The following is an 18,326-nucleotide window of genomic DNA, read 5'->3' as shown; positions in this document are numbered from 1 at the left end:
CGGAGTAGCTGATGGAAACGCGTGCAAATTACGTGCTGATCGGATCGTTCACCCTGGCGGTGATCGCCGCTGCGATCGGCTTCGTGTTGTGGTTTCAGTCGTTGCACACCACGAAGCAGCGCAGCCCCCTGCGCGTCGTTTTCGAGGGCCCGGCGGCGGGCCTGCGCAACGGCGGCAGCGTCAATTTCAACGGTATCCGAGTGGGCGAGGTGGTCTCGGTGAAGCTCGACAACCCGCGGCGGGTTGTCGCACTCGCCATGGTCGAGAACAACGCCCCGATCCGCAAGGACACCCTGGTCGGCCTCGAATTCCAGGGCCTGACCGGAGTCGCCGCGATCTCGCTCAAGGGCGGCGAGGAGGCGGCACCTCCGCCACCGCTCGACGAGGACGGTATTCCGTCGCTGACGGCGGATCCCAACAAGCTCCAGGACGTCACCGAGGCGATCCGCGGCACGCTCCAGAACATCAACAAGATCGTCGCCGACAATCAGGAATCGGTGAAGAATTCGCTGAAGAATCTCGAGACCTTCACCAACTCGCTCGCCCGCAACTCCGAGAAGATCGATGGCGTGATGGCCAAGGTCGACGGCGTCATGCTCAAGGCCGACAGCCTCATGCTCGGCCTCAGCACGCTCGCCGGCGGCAAGGACGGCGGTGAGCTATTCCTGGCGGTGAAGTCGATCCGCGAACTGGCCGACGATTTCGACAAGCGCTCCGGCGCGCTGATGACCGACGGCCGCCGTACCCTGGGCGACATCAGCCGCGCCGTGAACAATTTCGACCGCAACCCGACCCGCGTGCTGTTCGGCGCCAGCAACAGCGCGCCGGCCGCCGCTCCGCCGCCGCCAGAGCCGCTAAAGCCCGCGACGCCGGAGCGCAGGCGGCAGTAGGGCTTGGCCTGGTCGTAGCGCTGGGTCTCGTGTCCCGGACGCGCTGCAGCGTGTAACGCTGCTGCGCAGAGCCGGGACCCAGAAGGCAACACGATACAATGCCCGCGATATGGGCCCCGGCTCTGCAGCGCACCGCCGAGGGCGCTGCGCTGCGTCCGGGGCACGAGAGCGAATGATGCGTTCGCTTTTCCCATCCCCATCATTGCACCGGCGTAACTTCAAACAAAACGGAGCCCGCGAGGGCTCCGTTTTTCATTCGCTGTTCGCTATCGCTGCGAGCCGCTTACCCCAGCCGTCCCGCGCTGTGCGCGAGCAGGGTGTAGACCAGACCCGTCTCCGAGGTCAGGTGGTTGCGCAGCTCCTGCGGGCCGCGGCCGTCGCGGGCGACTTCGTCGAGCAGGCGTTCGAACTCGGCGACGTAGCGGTCGACCGTGCCCTTGAAGTTGCGATCGGAGCGGTACTTGCGGGCGACCTCGTCAAAAGCCTTCTGGCCGGCGGGCGTGTAGAGGCGCTTGGTGAAGGCCTTGTTCTCGCCGCGCTGGTAGCGGTCCCACATCTCGGCAGCGAGGTTGCGGTCCATCAGCCGGCCGATGTCGAGCGACAGCGATTCCAGCGGATTGCCGCCACCTTGCGGCGCCTGTGGCTGCGGAGCCGGTGCGGCGGCTTGGCGGCCGCGCTGGGCTTCACGTCCGGTCGGCGCACCCTGGTTGGCGTCCGTGCGGCTCAACAGGTCCGACAGCCAGCCGTCGCGGCCCTGGTCGTTGCCGGCGGGCGCGACCGGCGGAGCTTCGGTGCGGCGCGAGGCCGGCATGCCGAGGTCCGGCGGCGGCAGCGTGGAGGCGCTGCCGGTGTCGCGCATGCGGGTCTCTGTGCTGCGGCCGCCCGCGGTCGCCAGCATCGGCTCCTCCTGGCGCTGCACGCTGGCGCGGCCCGTCGTGGAGACATCGAGGCCGCGGCCATGCTGGGCCACGATGCGGTTGAGCTCGGCGAGGGCCTCGATCTGGTCGACGATCACCTTGCGCATCTGCGCAGTGCTCTCGGCGGCCTCCTGCGGCATCTCGAGCACGCCGCGGCGCAGCTCGTTGCGGGTGGCTTCGAGCTCGTTGTGCATCTCGAACGCCATCTGCTTCATGCTGGAGACGAGGTTGGTGAACTTCTCGGTCGATTGCTTGAACATCGTATCCGCCTCGTCGGTGGTCTGGCGGTAGATGTCGTGCATGGCCTCGACTGTCTGCCGGTGCTCCTCTTCGGAGGCCGACCGTACCGCCTCGAACTGGCGGGTGATCGCGGCGGAACCGGCGCCGGCCGTCTCGGCCACGACACGGGCGATGTCGCGAGCGCGCTCTTCGGCGGCCGCCAGCGATTCATCGAGCAGGCCGGTGAAGCGCGACAGACGCTGGTCGAGATCGGCCGTGCGCAGGTCGATCGTGGTGACGAGCGATTCCAGCGCCAGCTTGCGTTCGGCGAGCGAGGCGGTGGTGTTCTTGTTGCTCTGCTCCACGACCTGCGCGGCCTCGACGAGTGCCTTGCCGTGCGCGTCGAACTGGGTCGACAGCTCGCCGAGATCCTGGAGCGCCCGCGTGGTCTTGCTGTTGAAGACGTTGAGCTGGTCTTCCAGGTTCTGCGTCGCAGCGCCGTTGCGCGAGGTGACGTCGTTCATCGCCGAGACGAAGTCGGCGACGCGCGTCACCAGCGCCCGCTCGAGCGAGTTGAGGTTGTCGTGCGCACCGGTCAGCACCTCCTGGAGCAGGATGTTGCCTTCGCGCAGTCGCTCGAACAGGGCGACCGTGTCGGTGCGCAGGATCTTGCTGGTCTCCTGCATCTCGGTGACGGCCGCGATCGAGACCTGGCGCGACTGGTCGATCGCCACGCGCGAGGCCTGCTCGAGGTCCTTGAGCGACTTGTTGACGGCACCCGTCGCCATCTCGCTCGCCGAGTTGATGGTCCGTGCCACTTCGGAGCCGTTGCCCATCATGGTCTGCGAGAACGCGTGGCCGCGCGTCTCGATCGACTTCAGCGCGTCGGACGTGACGCGATCGATGTCGAGCGTGAGCTGGCTGGTCTTCGAGCCGATCGCGTCCACGAGCGAGCCGCGCTTGGCATCGATCATGTTGGCAAGACGGTCGGACTGCTGCTGCACGTAGGTGACGATCTCGTCGGTCTTGCCGGTCATGGCCTGGCCGAAGCTGCTGCTGGCGGCGAGCACCGAGCGCTCGACGTCCGCCGAGCTCGACTTGACCCGCGAACTCGCCTCGTTGGAGGCGTTGATCAGCGCGTTCTGGGCGTTGAGCGCGCTGGTCTGGATGTCGTTGGTCGCGTTCGCGGTGGCCGTGCTCAGCGTGCGCTCGATCTCGGTCGAGATCGTGCGGATCTGGCTTGCGGCGTCCGCCGACGTCGTGGTCAGCGAGGTCTGCGCCTCGCGTGCGCTGTTGAGGATGGTCGAGGCGGTGTCGGCGCCGACCGAGGTCAGCGTGCGCTCGATATCCGTGGTCAGCGACTTGATCTGGCTCGCTGCGTCCGTCGAGGCGGAGATCAGCGTGCCCTGGGCCTCGCGTACGCCGCTGGTGAGCGCCTCGATGGTGGCGCCGCCGGCGGTCGCCAGCGCGCGCTGCATCTCGGCCGCCAGCGAACGGACCTGGCCGGTCTGTTCGGCGGAGACCGCCAGCAGGGTGCTCTGGGCGTCGCGGGCGCTGGTCGTGATCGTCTCGGCGGTCGACTGGCCGACCTGCGAGAGCGACCGATGCACTTCGGCCGCCAGCGACTTGACCTGGCTCGCCGCATCCGAGGACGCGTTGACGAGCGTGCTCTGGGCTTCGCGGGCCCCGGTCATGATGGTCTCGGCCGTCGCGGTCCCGGCCATCGAGAGCGAGCGCTGCACGTCCGAAGACAGCGCCTTGATCTGGTTGGCGGTCTCGCTCGAGGCCGCGATCAGCGTGCTCTGCGCATCGCGGGCGCCGGCTGTGATCGATTCCGCCGTGGAGGAGCCGGCCATCGACAGCGAGCGCTGCACGTCGGCGGTGAGGGTCTTGACGTGGTTGGCCGCGTCCGAGGACGCCGTGACCAGCGTGGTCTGCACCTCGCGGGCACCGGCCAGGATCGAGGCTGCGGTCGCCGAGCCCGCCGACGACAGCGTGCGTTCGACGTCGGCCGCGAGCCCCTTGATCTGGTTGGAGGCCTCGCCGGATGCGGCGACCAGCGTCGACTGTGCTTCGCGGGCGCTGCTCAGGATCGAGTTCGCGGCACCGGTACCGACCGCGGTCAGCGCGCGCTCGACCTCGGCGGAGGTCATCTTGAGCTGGGCGTTGACGTCGGAGGAAACCGTCATCAGCGACTGCTGCGCGGTGCGCGCACCGGTCTGGATGGTCTCGCTGGTGTTGACCACGAGGTTGGTGAGCGAGCGCTCGGCGTCCTCGACATGCGAGCGGATCGCGGTCGAGATCATCTCGGCGCGGGACATCATGTCCTCGCTGGCCTGGCGTCCGCTGCTCTCGATGCGGCCGGCGACGGCCTCGACGCGCGAGCCGAGCAGGTCCTCGAACTGCGCCACGCGCATGTCGATGTCGCTGGCCACCGAACCGACCTTGGTCTCGATGGCCTGCTGGATGTCCTGGAAGCGCGCCGTGACCGTGTCGGTCAGATGCATGCTGCGGCCGTCGATGAGTTCGCCGACGCTGGTGATGCGGCGGTCGACCGCCTCGATCGCCTGCGCGGTGCCGTCCGTGAGCGTCGAGGTCAGGAGGGTGAGGCGGGTGTCGATCGACTGCACGGCCTGCGAGGCGCCGTTCGTCACCGCGGTGGTCAGGTAGGTGAGGCGGGTGTCGATGGATTCGAGCGCCTGCGAGGCGCCGCCGGTGAGGGTGGTCATCAGATGCGTCAGCCGCGTATCGATCGTCTGGATGGTCTGCGATGCGCCATCGGTCAGCGAGGTCGCGAGGTAGTTGAGGCGGGTGTCGATCGTCTCGATCGCCTGCGATGCGCCGTCGGTCAGCGACGTCGTGAGGTGGGTGAGGCGGGAGTCGATCGACTGGATCGCCTGCGCGGCACCGTCGGTCAGCGACGAGGAGAGCGTGTTGAGCCGTCCGTCGATGGTCTCGGTGACCGACTTCGCACGGGTATCGAACGACTGTTCGAGCGCGGCGACGCGGCCGACGAGCTGTTCGTCGAAGATCTTGATGTGACCGTCGATTGCAGAGTCGAGGCCGGAGATCTTGCCGTTCAGCGAGGCATCGAAGTTGGTGACACGCTCGCCGATTGTGGTCTCGAACTGCACCAGGCGCTGGTCGAGGACAGCCGTGATCGCGCCGCCGTTGGAGGTGAAGCGGGTGTCGAAATTGTCGACGTAGCTCTTCAGGCTCTCGTGGATGTCCTGGGTGCGCTGGCCCATGCGATCGACGATCTCGCCGCCGAACGTCTTCACGGTGCGGTCGAATTCGGAGATGTGGCGGGTGATCAATGCGCCGAGCGTGCCGGAGTCGCGGGCAAACTTCTCGACCAGCTCGCTGCCCTGGTTCCTCACCAGCTCGTCGAAGGCGCTCATCTGGAGCGACAGCGAGTCGTGCGCGGTCTCGGTCTGGCTGACGACCTTGGCGACCAGGGTGTTGACGGTGGCGTCGAGCGCTTCGCTCGCCTTGTCGCCGGAGGTCATGATGTGGCCGGCGAGGCGGTTGCCGGCGTCGTCGATCTTGGCGGAGAGGTCGTTGGAGCGCAGCTCGAGCTCGAGCAGCAGCGAGTCCGACGAATTCTTCAGGCTGTCGTGCACCTGCTCGGTGCGCTCGGAGATGCCGTCGACGATCGCGGCGGAGCGCTGCTCGAACTCGCCGGTGATGCGGTCGATGCGCTCGTTCAGCATCTCGTGGACGCGGTCGGCTAGGTCGACGAACTCGTCGTGGACGTGGCCGGTCTTGAAATTGAGGCTGGTGGTCAGCCGCTCGCTGGCGTCGAGCACCGCGCGCGTGGTCTCGTTGCTGGCCTCTTCGAGGCGGTCGAGCAGGTCGCCGCCGCGCTCGCCGAGCGCGAGGATCATGTTGTCGCCGGCGTTGCTGAGTGCACCGGTGATGTGGGCACCGCGCTCTTCGAGCGCGCCGGTGATGGACTTGGCGACCTCGTCGACGCGCGAGGCGATCGCGTCCGAGATCAGCGCGATGTCATGGCGCAGGTCGATCTGCACGCCGGAGATGGCGCTGCGGACCTGCTCGGCCTGGCCGACCAGATTGTCGCGCTGATGCGCGATGTCCTGGAGCAGGGCGCGGATGCGCACTTCGTTGTCGGAATAGGCGCGTTCGAGCGCCGCGACCTCGTTGGCGACCAGCGTCTCGAGCTCGCCGGCGCGCGCGATCGCGCGCTCGATGCCGTCGCCCATCGCCGCAACCTCGCGGCGGATGGCCTGGCCGACGGTCACCATGGAATCCGAAGCCGAACCTTCCGGCTCGGAGAAGCGGATCGCAACCTGCGCCATCGCCTGCGCGACCGAGCTCATTTGCTGACCGCGCCAGACGAGGCTCGCCAGGAAGAAGAACAGCATGATCGGCGCGAAGAACATCGTGACGAGGCCGGCAATGGCCAACACGCCGCCGCTCTGGCCCATCGCCGCCTGGATCGAAGGCAGGAAGCCGACCGTCAGCGCGGCGCAGGCCGCGAGCCAGATGACGGTGAAGATTGTCGCGCCGGTGTAGATGTTGCGGGTCGGGCGTCCCGTCTGCAACGTCTGCAAGAGCTGGCCGATGGTCGCACGGTCGTCATTGGCGGCGCGGCGCGAGGAGCGCGGCTCCTCGATCTGGTCGAACATCGCGCGTTCGTTCGCGGCAGGACGCGGGTCGAAGCTCGGTTCGTCGAACATCGGGGGGGTCGGTGGCGCGGCCGGAGGCGACGTTTCGTTACGCATCGAGGCGTTGCGGCTGGTGTCCGCAGCCGTGTCGCTGATGTTCAGGGCTTCCTGGATCGCAGAAAGCGCATCTTCTGTCGGGTCTTTGACCTTTTTCGGAGTGTTTGCCATGTTCAGTCCGAGCCCTCGTTACTTGTACGCGTCCCTCCGCGAGCTCTGCGCGCTACGCAAGCCCACAGTCCGGATCATGCCGCTTGCGCGGATTTCCGAGCCGTCCCCACCCGGACGGCTTGTCCGCCAATTTCCAAAACATCCTATTGGCAGAGCGTCGCGAATGAAATGGCTGCGATTAAGACATTCTTAATCATCGTTAACAGGATCGCGCCGTAACGCCTTAGCAATACATGAAATTCTCCACCGGACTCGCCGGATTGCGGCAACTTTTCGTCAATAAACAGGCGGATTTGCGCAAAACTGCCGGAACACTTCGTTAACCATTTCCATGCTTCGGTGGAGGGAACCTGACCGCCGAACCGGCGGACATCGCGCGATGCCGGGGCCTGCGCCATGATGCCTGAACTGCAACGGATGGACTGGATGCCCTCGCCCCCGCTTGCACCCATCGACAACCTGCTCGACCTCGATCACCTCTCCCGCATGACGCTCGGCGACGCTGAGCTGGAACAGGAAGTGCTGGCGATGTTTGCCGAGCAGGCGGTCCGCCTGATTGCGGCTATGGCAGCGCTGCCGAGTGATGCCGGCGCACTCGCCCACAAGCTCAAGGGCTCGGCGCGCGGGATCGGCGCCTTTGCGGTGGCGGATGCCGCAGCCAGCCTCGAGACCGCGATCCGGACCGGCCAGGGCCGGCCCCACGCCTTCGCCGCGCTGAAAGAGGCGGTGACCGAGGCTCGCGCCGCCATCGAGACGATCCTGAAGCCTTAGGACGACAGGGCCGACCCGTGCCCTAGTCTTTTGTTTTGACGGGTTTTCTTGCCGCGAAGCGGGATTAACGTCTTATCAAAACGCTATGGCGCCGGGCTGACCGACCCGTTATAGGACAGCCCGGACCCTCCTTCATTCCCAAGATCGCGGCAGTACGAGCACACATGGCCAAAATTCACTTTGTCGATCACAAGGGCGAAACCCGTACGGTGGACGTCGAGAACGGCGCGACCGTGATGGAAGCCGCCATCCGCAACAGCATTCCCGGCATCGAGGCTGAATGCGGTGGCGCCTGCGCGTGCGCCACCTGCCATGTCTATGTCGACGAAGCCTGGCGCGAGAAGGTCGGCAGCCCGACGCCGATGGAAGAGGACATGCTCGACTTCGGCTTCGACGTGCGCCCGAACTCGCGCCTGTCCTGCCAGATCAAGGTCTCCGACGAACTCGACGGCCTCGTCGTGGCGACGCCGGAACGCCAGGCCTAACTCTCCGTAGCTATCATGTGCTCGGCGGCGCGACCTCAATGCCGCGCTTGTGCCAGGGTCTGAGCTTCTCGAGCACTTCTGAGGTCAGCGGTGCCGGCCGTCGCGTCGTCTCGTCGAGCATGACGCCGACTGATGTCGCAGACGCAATACATTTCCCGTTCGAAAACACGACCTGCTCGAAGGTCACCGATGTCCGCCCGAGCTTCACCACGCCGAGGCCGAGCTCGATCGTATTCGGCCAGTGCAACTCGGCGCGAAAATGCATGTCGAGCCGCACCATGATCCAGGCAAGTCCTGGCGGCGTCAGGCCGTATTCCGGAAGCTTCATCAGCGTGACACGGCCGGTCTCGAAATAGGTGGCGTAGACCGCGTTGTTGACGTGCTGGTTGGGATCGAGATCACCGAAGCGGACATTGTCGCTGAGGCGAAAAGGGTAGTCCTCCAGGCGCGGCGTCGTATCGAGGCGGCGTGGTGCGTTCACCGATTGATCTCCGTCATATCGTTGCTCGTTACAGCCCAGTTATCCTGACCCGGCAAGTGGGCGCGGCTGCGGGGCGCTCCCGCTTTTATGCCTTCCCTGATCCATCCCCGTTGGCTAGACAGGCAGGGTCACCTCTGCCCGCCGGGCGCCGTGCCACCGATAACGACCGATAAAGAGACGACATGAGCGATGTGATCAAAACCGATGTGCTGATTATTGGCGCCGGCCCCTGCGGTCTGTTCGCCGCCTTCGAGCTTGGCCTTCTCGACATGAAGGCGCATTTCGTCGACATCCTCGACAAGGTCGGCGGCCAGTGCGCCGAGCTCTATCCGGAAAAACCGATCTACGACATTCCCGGCATTCCGCAGGTTTCGGGCCAGGGTCTCACCGAGGCGCTGATGGAGCAGATCAAGCCGTTCCATCCGACCTTCCATCTTGGCGAGATGATCGAGACCGTGGAGAAGATCGGCGATCCCTTGTTCCGCTGCACCACCGACGCCGGCAAGGTGTTCGAATGCAAGGTGCTGGTGATCGCTGCCGGCGGCGGCTCGTTCCAGCCCAAGCGTCCGCCGGTGCCGGGGATCGAAGCCTATGAAGGAAGTTCGGTGCACTACGCCGTGCGCAAGATGGAGACGTTCCGCGACAAGAACGTGCTGATCGTCGGCGGCGGCGATTCCGCGCTCGACTGGACGCTCAATCTGCATCCGATTGCCAACCGCATCACGCTGCTGCACCGTCGCGACGATTTTCGCGCCGCCCCCCACAGCGTCGAGCAGATGCGCGCGCTGGTCGCTGGCGGCAAGATGGATCTGCGGCTCGGCCAGGTCACCGCGCTGTCAGGCAATGAGGGCAAGCTGACCGGTGCCACGATCAAGGGCAACGACAACAGTGTGACCGACATTGCCTGCGACACCATGCTGCCGTTCTTCGGGCTGACCATGAAACTCGGTCCGGTCGCGAACTGGGGCATCTCGCTGGAGAACAATCTAGTGCCGGTCGAGACGTCCGCGTTCGAGACAAATGTGCGCGGCATCTTCGCGATCGGCGACATCAACACCTATCCCGGCAAGCTCAAGCTGATCCTGTGCGGTTTCCACGAGGGCGCGCTGATGTCGCAAAAAGCCCATCGCTATGTCTATCCGGAGAAGCGGCTCGTGTTCCAGTACACGACTTCGTCCTCCAGCCTGCAAAAGAAGCTCGGTGTCAACTGACGGCGGCGAGCGGGGAGGCGGTGCCCATGTTTCTGGTGCTGGAACCGTTCGCGAAATCGCCGTAGTCTGCGGCCATTGGAGTGACGGCTCAGCAAGGCCGATTGGCTTAGCAAGGTGATGATAATGCGGAATCTCTTTTCCAGCTTTCGGCTGTTCTCGCTCCTCGCGCTCGCGATGTCGCTCGGTGCGGTGAGCCCGGCTGCGGCGCAAGTCCAGCAGCCAACCGCCGCGGGTCTTTGGCAGAAGGTCGAAGACGGCAAGACGGTGGGATGGTTTCTCTTCATCGACCACAGCGGTGTGTTCGAAGGCGTGATCGCAAAAACCTTTCCGCGGCCCGGCGACGATCCGAACGAGATCTGCGCGAAATGCACGGACGATCGCAAGAACGCGCCGGTGCTCGGGCTCTCCTTCATCCGCGACATGAAGCGCGACGGCTTGAAGTACGACGGCGGCAACGTGGTCAATCCGCGCGACGGCAACGTCTGGAAGGCCAAGATGACGGTCAGCCCTGATGGCCAGACGCTGACGATGCGCGGCTTCCTCGGCATCTCCCTGTTCGGCAAGGACGAGACCTGGACGCGTCTGCCCGACGCCAACATTGCCCAGGTCGACCCCGCCATCGTCGCGAAATATCTCCCGGCGCAAGCGACCGCCGCGACCAAGCCCGTGCCCGCGCCCGCGGCGAAGAAGGGCGGCGCGATGATGGCGCCCGCGCCGAAGCAGTAGGACGTTCCCCGCTTAGCTCCGCTGTCATTCCCCGCGGGAGTCGTCGCGCGATGACGCGTCGGTCGTGCCCTACGCGCTGAAAATGGACTCTCGCACCACTACGTCCGCGCGGCGGCGCACGTCCGGATTGAGCGCAAGCCCGAGGCCGGGCGCACGCGGCGCAGACACGATGCCGTTGTTCACGGTCGGAAGAGCGGTGACGAGATCGCGATACCAGGTCGAGAGCGTCGCGCGCACGACCTCCTGGAAGATCGCGGTCGGCGCATGCAGCGCCAGATGAGCCCCGCCATCAGCGCGACCGGGCCGGTACAATCGTGCGGGGCGAGCGGCTTGTTGTAGGCTTCGGCCAGGACGGCGATTTTGCGCGCCTCGGTCAATCCGCCACACCAGGCGATGTCGAGCATCACCACGTCGATGGCGTCGGCTGCAAGCAGATTGCGGAAGCTCGCCGCGCCCGCCAGCGTTTCGCTGCCGCAGATCGGCGTTTTCACGCGCCGTCTGAGGTCGGCAAGGCCCTGCACATCGTCCATCTTGCCGAGGGGATCCTCGACCCAGAACACGCCGTAATCTTCGAGCGCGCGGCAGATGCGCTCGGCGGTCTGCGCGCCCCACAGGCTGTGCAGCTCGCACATGATCTCGATGCGTTCGCCGACGGCGGCGCGGATCTTCCGGAACGGTTCGAGACCGGTCTTGAGGTCGATCAGGGAAATCGAATGGCCGCCATTGGCGGCAAAGGGGTCGAATGGCCAGATCTTCATGGCGCCATAGCCTTCGCTCAAAAGGCTTTCGGCGAGCGCTCCGGCGTCGCGCATGAAGGCGATCTGATCGTCATAGGGGCCGAGCGCGGCGTCGTCCGCGCCGATCTCGCGGCGCCTGGCGCTCTTCGTATTGTAGGCGTAGCCGGCGCAAGTGTTGTAGGCGCGGATTTCGAGTCGGCTCGCGCCGCCGAGCGCCTCGTGCACGGGAATGCCGTGGCGCTGGCCCTTGAGGTCCCACAACGCGATGTCGATGGCGCTGGCGGCGCGCACCTCGGCGCTGACGCTGTGGAAGCCGAGATACGGCGTCAGCAACTGACGCGATACGGCTTCGATGCGGCGGGAATCCTGGCCGAGCACCAGCGGTGCTGCGAGCTCATGGACGGCAGCCTCAACGGCCTGCGCCCCTCGAAAGCTCTCGCCGAGGCCGGTGAGCCCTTCGTCCGTTTCGATTTCGACCCAGATCAGGTTGGGCCGTTCCTCGATGCGGATGGTGCGCAAGGTCGTGATGCGGGACATTGAGACGTCCTCTTGATTTTCGGTCAGTGTCTACGCGCGACGCTCACGTCACCGGCGCCGGATTGAACAGCGTGAGATCGTTGTGGATGCCCCAGCGATCCGACCAGGGTTGCGTGCGGCCGCTGGCGACGTCGAGGATCAAGCGGAACAGGTCCCAGCCGGTTTCCTCGATGGTCTTCTCGCCGGTGGCGATGCCGCCGGCATCGAAATCGATCAGGTCCTTCCAGCGGCGCGCAAGCTCGCTGCGGGTCGCGACCTTGATCACGGGCGCAGCCGCAAGGCCGTAAGGCGTGCCGCGGCCGGTGGTGAACACTTGCAGCGTCATGCCGGAGGCGAGCTGCAGCGTGCCGCAGATGAAGTCGGACGCAGGCGTTGCCGCGAACAGCATGCCCTTCTGCGTCGCCTTCTCGCCGGGCGAGAGCACGCCGGTGATGGCGCTTGATCCGGACTTGACGATCGAGCCCAATGACTTCTCGACGATGTTGGCAAGTCCGCCCTTCTTGTTGCCGGGCGTGGTGTTGGCGCTGCGATCGGCGCCGCCGCGGGCCAGATAGGAATCGTACCAGGCCATCTCGCGCACCAGCGCGCGGCCGACGTCCTCGTTGATGGCGCGTCGGGTGAGCAGCTGGATCGCATCGCGCACTTCGGTGACTTCGGAGAACATCACGGTGGCGCCGGCGCGCACCAGCAGGTCCGCGGCGAAGCCGACGGCCGGGTTCGCGGTGACGCCGGAGAACGCGTCGCTACCGCCGCATTGCAGGCCGATGACGAGATCGGCGGCCGCGCAGGTTTCGCGGGTGCGCTTGTTGAGGATTTTCAGGCGGGCTTCGGCCTGGGTCATGATCGCGTCGACGATCGCGCCAAAACCGTCGAAGGCTTCGTCCTGCATGCGCACGATGGCGTTGCTGACGCCTTCCGGCACCAGGCGCTCGGGCGCGAGCTTTTCGCAGCCGAGGCTGATGACCAGGATCTCGCCGCCGAAGTTCGGATTCTGCGCGATGTTTTGCAGCGTGCGGATCGGAATCACGGCGTCGGGCGCGTTGATGGCGACGCCGCAGCCATAGGCATGCGTCAGCGGCACGACGTCGTCGACGTTCGGATATTTCGGCAGTAGCTCGGCGCGGATGCGCTTCACCGCATATTCCATCGTGCCCTTGACGCATTGCACGGAGGAGGAGATGCCGAGGATGTTCTTGGTGCCGACCGAACCGTCCGAGTTGCGAAAGCCCTCGAAGGTAAAACCTTCCAGCGGCGGCAGCGGCGCGGGCACGGCGGTCGAGATTTCGAGCTTGTCGAGGGCAGGGGCCTCCGGCATGCGGATGCGCGCCTCGTCCACCCATTCGCCGGCCAGGATCGGCGAGAGCGCGTGGCCGATCACCTCGCCGTAGCGGATGATCGGCTGATCCTGTGCAATGTCGACCAGGGCCGTCTTGTGTCCTTGCGGCACGAAGGCGCGCAGCGTCAGCCCGCAGGCAAAGCGGGAGCCGGCGGGAAGCCCGAAATCATTGACCACGATCGCGACATTGTCGCGCTCGTGGAGCTTGATGTAGCGCGGCTGCTCTTTCGCTGCGACGTCCTGGTCCATTTGATATTCCCCGTGGTTAGCCGGGATACGTATAGGCGGTCTTCACCGTCGTGTAGAACTCGCGGGCATAGGAGCCCTGCTCGCGGGCACCGTAGCTCGAACCCTTCCGGCCCCCGAACGGCACGTGATAGTCGACGCCGGCGGTCGGCAGATTGACCATCACCATGCCGGACTCGCTGTTGCGCTTGTAGTGCGAGGCGTATTTCAGGCTGGAGGTGCAGATGCCGGAAGCGAGGCCGAACTCGGTGTCGTTGGAGATCGCCAGCGCCTCTTCGTAGTTCTTGGCGCGAATGACCGTAGCCACCGGCCCGAAGATCTCTTCGCGCGCGATGCGCATGTTGTTGTTGGCTTCGGTGAACAGCGCCGGCTGCAGGTAGTGGCCGGGCGTCTCGCGCTTGAGCAGCTCGCCGCCCCAAGCGAGCTTGGCGCCCTCGTCCTGGCCGATCTTGATGTAGCGCAGGTCCTGGTCGAGTTGGCTCTGGTCGACCACGGGGCCGATATGCACGCCGGCCTTGAGCGCGTCGTCCACCGACAGGCCCTTCAGGCGCTCGGCCATTGCGGCGACGAAGCGGTCATGGATGCCTTCGGTGACGATCAGGCGAGACGAAGCAGTGCAGCGCTGGCCGGTCGAGAAATAGGCGCCGTTGACGGCGACCTCGACGGCGGTCTTGAGATCGGCGTCGTCGAGCACGACCAGCGGGTTCTTGCCGCCCATCTCGAGCTGGAACTTCTTCATCGGGTTCGAGAGCACGCAGGCCTGCGCGATCTTGCGCCCCGTCTGCACCGAGCCGGTGAAGGAGATCGCGGCGACATCCGGGTGCTCGAGCAGGGTCTGGCCGACCACCGAGCCGGAGCCGATCACGAGGTTGAACACGCCGGCGGGAATGCCGGAACGGGTGATGATCTCGGACAGCGCATGCGCCGAGCCCGGCACCAGCTCGGCCGGCTTGAAGACGACAGTGTTGCCGTAGCAGAGCGCCGGCGCGATCTTCCAGGCGGGGATCGCGATCGGGAAATTCCAGGGCGTGATCATGCCGACGACTCCGACCGGCTCACGGGTGAGCTCGACGTCGATGCCGGGACGCACCGAGGCGCCCTTCTCGCCGATCAGGCGCAGCGCTTCGCCGGCGAAGAACGCAAAAATCTGGCCGGCGCGCGCGACCTCGCCGATACCTTCGGGCAGCGTCTTGCCTTCCTCGCGGGCGAGCAGGCGGCCGAGTTCTTCCTTGCGGGCGATGATCTCGAGAGAGATCTTGTTCAGCGCGTCATAGCGCACCTGCGGCGTCGACTGCGCCCAGGCGGGGAAGGCGGCCTTGGCGGCGGCCACGGCCTTCTCGGTCTGCGCCTTGTCGGCCTTGGCGTATTCGCCGACGACGTCGTTGGTGTTGGAGGGGTTGATGTTCCTGGTGACGGCGGAGCCATCGACCCATTCGCCGCCGATGAAGTTCTTCAGGATCGCAGTCATGTTGTCCTCCTTATTTGAGAAGCATGATCCTTGTCGGAAAACCGGTGTCCAATTGTCCGGGATCATGCCTGAATTCTTAACGCACGAGGCAGGGACGCTTGTCGTCGAAGGTCCAGCCGGGGATCAGGTCCTGCATGGCAATAGCGTCATCGCGGGCGCCGAGTCCATGCTGCTTGTAGAGGTCATGCGCTGCGTCGATGGCGGCCCTGTCGATTTCGATACCCAGGCCCGGCCTGTCAGGCACGGCGATCTTGCCGCCCTTGATCTGGAGCGGCTCCTTGGTTAGCGCCTGGCCGTCCTGCCAGATCCAGTGGGTGTCGATCGCAGTGACCTTGCCGGGGGCGGCGGCGCCGACATGGGTGAACATGGCGAGCGAGATGTCGAAATGGTTGTTGGAGTGCGAGCCCCAGGTCAGGCCGTTGTCGCGGCAGGTCTGGGCCACGCGCACCGAGCCTTGCATGGTCCAAAAATGGGGATCGGCCAGCGGAATGTCCACCGCGCCCAGCCGCAACGCATGAGAGAGCTGCCGCCAGTCGGTTGCGATCATGTTGGTCGCGGTCGGCAGGCCAGTTGCACGGCGGAACTCGGCCATGATCTCACGGCCGGAGAAGCCGCTTTCCGCGCCGCAGGGGTCTTCGGCATAGGCGAGGATGCCGTGCATGTCCTTGCAGAGGCTGACAGCCTCGTCGAGCGACCATGCGCCGTTCGGATCGAGCGTCACGCGCGCGTTCGGAAAGCGTCTGGCGATCGCGGTGACGGCTTCGATCTCCTGCTCGCCGCGCAGCACGCCGCCCTTCAGCTTGAAATCGGCGAAGCCGTAACGGTCGTGGGTGGCTTCCGCGAGCCGCACCACGGTTTCCGGCGTCATCGCCTGCTGATGGCGGAGGTTGAACCATTCGGCCTTGCCGGTCTCGCCCTTGACGTAGGCGAGTTTGCTCTTGCTGACGTCGCCGACGAAGAAGAGATAGCCGAGCGTCTCGACGCTGTTGCGCTGCTGGCCCTCGCCGAGCAGGGCTGCGACCGGCAGGTTGAGATGCTGGCCGAGCAAATCGAGCAGCGCGGACTCCACGGCCGTGACGGCGTGGATCATGACGCGGAGATCAAAGGTCTGCTTGCCACGGCCGCCGGAATCGCGATCGGCGAAGGCGGTCCTGATATCGGCGAGGATGTTGTTCATCGCGCCGACGGTCTTGCCAATCACGAGATCACGGGCGTCCTGCAGCGTCTGCCAGATCTTCTGCCCGCCCGGCACCTCGCCGACGCCGGTGTGACCGGCATTGTCGGTGAGGATGACGATGTTGCGGGTGAAGAACGGCGCATGCGCGCCGCTCAGATTGAGGAGCATGCTGTCACGGCCCGCGACCGGGATCACTTGCATCGCCGTGACGACCGGTGCACCCGAGATTTCAGTCTGGGCCATCGCACGCTCCTCCCTGTTGTGTTCTATCGTTATTCTGCCGCCTGTTGTGACGATCGAATGGCGGGCAGGTTCTTCACCAGCGCGGCCACTTCTGCGATCTCCTGCTCGGAGAGGTCGGTGAGCGGCGGGCGGACCGGACCGGAATCGCGGCCGATCACCTTCATGCCGGCCTTGATGATCGAGACCGCATAGCCCTTCTTGCGGTTGCGGATCGCGATCAGCGGCAGGATGAAATCCTTCAGCCCGGCGTGGATCGTCGCATGGTCGCGCTTGCGCACGGCGGCGTAGAAGTTGGTGGCGAATTCCGGAACGAAGTTGAACACGGCGGAGGAGTAGGTCGTCACGCCCATGTCGAGATAGGGCAGCGCGAACGTCTCCGCGGTCGGCAGGCCCCCGATATAGGTGAGGCGATCGCCGAGCTTGGTGTAGACGCGGGTCATCAGCTCGATGTCGCCGATGCCGTCCTTGTAGCCGACGAGGTTCGGGCAGCGCTCGGCAAGGCGAGCGAGCGTATCGGGCTGAAGGATCGCGTTGTCGCGGTTGTAGACGATGACGCCGATCTTCACGGAGGCGCAGATCGCTTCGACATGGGCAGCGAGGCCGTCCTGCTCGGCATGGGTGAGATAGGGCGGCAGCAGTAGAAGGCCGTCGGCGCCGGCCTTCTCGGCGCCGATCGCGATCTCGCGCGCGGTGGCGGTGCCGTAGCCGGTGCCGGCGAGCACGGGCACGCGGCCCTTGGTCTCGTCCACGGCGATCTTGACGATATGCGGAACCTCTGCCGCGGTCAGCGAGAAGAACTCGCCGGTGCCGCCGGCGGCGAACAGGCCGGCAACGTCATAGCCGCACAGCCAGTCCATGTTGGCGCGGTAGGTCGTCTCGTCGAAGGAGTAATCCGCCTTGAACGGTGTGACGGGGAAGGACAGGAGGCCGGATCCGATCTTCTGGGCCATTTCCTGCGGGGTCATCTTGCTCATGGGCGCTGCTCCCTTGTCTCGTGTTGTGGAGGACGCAAGCCTGCGCGTCCATGCGCCGTGGTTTAGGAGACCGTTCGATGCGCGTCCAAGCCAAAGCCTATATCGACCAATGCGAAATCAGCATCAATCTTCCCTCACCTCCGCCGAGGACAATTCGCTCGCGATTTTGACGAGCGCCGAGAGCAGCGGATTCTCGTCGTCGCGCCGCCAGACCATGAACAGCTCGACGGGAACGCGCGTGCGCAGCTTGAGCGGCCGCAGGCGGACGTCCGCGATCTTCAGGCTCGCCGCCGCCGCCGGCACGATCGCAAGGCCGAGGCCGGCGCGCACCATGGCGAGGATCGAGTGGATCTGGCTCAGGTGCTGCACGTAGCGCGGCAAAATGTCGGCGCGGGTGAACATCGCCACCAGCACGTCGTGAAAATAGCGGCTCTCATAGGGCGAATACATCACGAAGGGCTGGTTGTCGAAATCCTTGATGGTGATGCTCTCGGCATTCGCCAGCGGATGTTTTTTCGGGATCGCGGCGAGCAGGGGCTCGGCGACGACGCGGCGGCTGGCGATCTCGGGACGCGCGATCGGAGGCCTGAGCAGGCCGGCATCGATCTGGCCCGAGGACAGCGCCTCGAACTGGTCGCCGGACACCATCTCCTTCAGTGAGAAGTCCACCTCGGGCAGCTTGGCGCGGCAGGCCGCGACGAGCTCGGGCAGGAAGCCGTAGGCGGCGGCCGCGGTGAAGCCAATCTTCAGCGAGCCGGTCTTGCCGAGCGCGATGCGACGGGCGACTTGCGAGGCGCTTTCCGCAAGCTTCAGGATGCGCCGCGCTTCCGGCAGGAAGCTGCGCCCGGCAGGCGTCAGCCGCACCGAGCGGCTGGTGCGCTCCAGCAGCGGCGCGTCGATGATGTGCTCGAGCACCTGGATCTGCCGGGACAGCGGCGGCTGGGTCATGTTCAGCCGCGCCGCGGCGCGGCCGAAATGCAATTCTTCCGCCACCGTGACGAAACAGCGGAGCTGGTTAAGGTCAAACATCGATACATGCCTTAGATGGATAA

13 protein-coding genes and 1 pseudogene are annotated in these 18,326 nt (G+C 65.6%); 5 read left to right on the top strand and 9 right to left on the bottom strand.

Annotated features, from left to right (window positions below; genetic code table 11):
• The first annotated feature begins 11 nt into the window (after positions 1-11).
• Complete coding sequence (locus tag IVA74_RS35400) at positions 12-890, top strand: MlaD family protein (protein ID WP_247352055.1); 879 nt, start codon at positions 12-14, stop codon at positions 888-890.
• Positions 891-1,173: 283 nt separating this feature from the next.
• Here the strand turns inward: IVA74_RS35400 and IVA74_RS35395 are convergent, their stop codons facing one another.
• The gene (locus IVA74_RS35395; protein WP_247352052.1) at positions 1,174-6,882 is read right to left on the bottom strand and encodes a negative regulator of septation ring formation; all 5,709 of its coding nucleotides are present in this window, start codon (positions 6,880-6,882) and stop codon (positions 1,174-1,176) included.
• Positions 6,883-7,025: 143 nt separating this feature from the next.
• Positions 7,026-7,280: a hypothetical protein gene (locus tag IVA74_RS35390; RefSeq protein WP_247352051.1), complete on the bottom strand. Its 255-nt coding sequence runs from the start codon at positions 7,278-7,280 to the stop codon at positions 7,026-7,028.
• Between IVA74_RS35390 and IVA74_RS35385 the strand changes: the two genes are divergently transcribed.
• Both IVA74_RS35385 and IVA74_RS35380 read left to right on the top strand, forming a co-directional pair.
• Positions 7,279-7,653 (top strand): Hpt domain-containing protein, encoded by a 375-nt coding sequence (locus IVA74_RS35385; RefSeq protein ID WP_247352049.1) that lies wholly within the window; start codon positions 7,279-7,281, stop codon positions 7,651-7,653. The genes IVA74_RS35390 and IVA74_RS35385 overlap by 2 nt on opposite strands.
• Before the next feature lie 164 nt (positions 7,654-7,817).
• On the top strand, positions 7,818-8,138 hold the full coding sequence (locus tag IVA74_RS35380) for a 2Fe-2S iron-sulfur cluster-binding protein (RefSeq protein ID WP_045008721.1): 321 nt from the start codon (positions 7,818-7,820) through the stop codon (positions 8,136-8,138).
• Between the two features lie 13 nt (positions 8,139-8,151).
• On the opposite strand, the gene IVA74_RS35375 is transcribed toward IVA74_RS35380, so the two are convergent.
• The gene (locus tag IVA74_RS35375) at positions 8,152-8,619 is read right to left on the bottom strand and encodes a thioesterase family protein (RefSeq protein WP_247352047.1); all 468 of its coding nucleotides are present in this window, start codon (positions 8,617-8,619) and stop codon (positions 8,152-8,154) included.
• Between the two features lie 182 nt (positions 8,620-8,801).
• Here IVA74_RS35375 and IVA74_RS35370 point away from each other — a divergent pair, with 182 nt between their 5' ends.
• Positions 8,802-9,830, top strand: coding sequence for an NAD(P)/FAD-dependent oxidoreductase (locus tag IVA74_RS35370; protein ID WP_247352045.1), 1,029 nt, complete (start codon positions 8,802-8,804; stop codon positions 9,828-9,830).
• Between the two features lie 123 nt (positions 9,831-9,953).
• Positions 9,954-10,556 carry a DUF2147 domain-containing protein gene (locus IVA74_RS35365; RefSeq protein ID WP_247352043.1) on the top strand — a complete coding sequence of 201 codons (603 nt, stop codon included), beginning with the start codon at positions 9,954-9,956 and terminating at the stop codon, positions 10,554-10,556.
• A gap of 69 nt (positions 10,557-10,625) precedes the next feature.
• On the opposite strand, the pseudogene IVA74_RS35360 reads toward IVA74_RS35365, so the two are convergent.
• The 6 genes and pseudogenes from IVA74_RS35360 to IVA74_RS35335 form a co-directional block, all read right to left on the bottom strand.
• Positions 10,626-11,830 (bottom strand): annotated as a pseudogene (locus IVA74_RS35360) (mandelate racemase/muconate lactonizing enzyme family protein).
• Between the two features lie 43 nt (positions 11,831-11,873).
• On the bottom strand, positions 11,874-13,415 hold the full coding sequence (gene garD, locus IVA74_RS35355; protein ID WP_247352041.1) for a galactarate dehydratase: 1,542 nt from the start codon (positions 13,413-13,415) through the stop codon (positions 11,874-11,876).
• 16 nt (positions 13,416-13,431) lie between these two features.
• Positions 13,432-14,880: an aldehyde dehydrogenase family protein gene (locus IVA74_RS35350; protein ID WP_247352039.1), complete on the bottom strand. Its 1,449-nt coding sequence runs from the start codon at positions 14,878-14,880 to the stop codon at positions 13,432-13,434.
• A gap of 76 nt (positions 14,881-14,956) precedes the next feature.
• On the bottom strand, positions 14,957-16,300 hold the full coding sequence (gene gudD / locus IVA74_RS35345; RefSeq protein ID WP_247352037.1) for a glucarate dehydratase: 1,344 nt from the start codon (positions 16,298-16,300) through the stop codon (positions 14,957-14,959).
• A 29-nt stretch (positions 16,301-16,329) separates the two neighbouring features.
• A complete protein-coding gene (gene kdgD / locus IVA74_RS35340; RefSeq protein ID WP_247352035.1) occupies positions 16,330-17,274 on the bottom strand; it encodes a 5-dehydro-4-deoxyglucarate dehydratase in 945 nt (314 codons plus the stop codon).
• A 123-nt stretch (positions 17,275-17,397) separates the two neighbouring features.
• Positions 17,398-18,303 (bottom strand): LysR substrate-binding domain-containing protein, encoded by a 906-nt coding sequence (locus IVA74_RS35335; protein ID WP_247352033.1) that lies wholly within the window; start codon positions 18,301-18,303, stop codon positions 17,398-17,400.
• Between the last annotated feature and the right edge of the window lie 23 nt (positions 18,304-18,326).

Origin of the sequence: Bradyrhizobium sp. 132 (assembly GCF_023074185.1) — a bacterium.
Lineage (GTDB): Bacteria > Pseudomonadota > Alphaproteobacteria > Rhizobiales > Xanthobacteraceae > Bradyrhizobium.
Note: the sequence above shows the minus strand (reverse complement) of the source record. Positions and strands in the feature narration are given on the sequence as shown.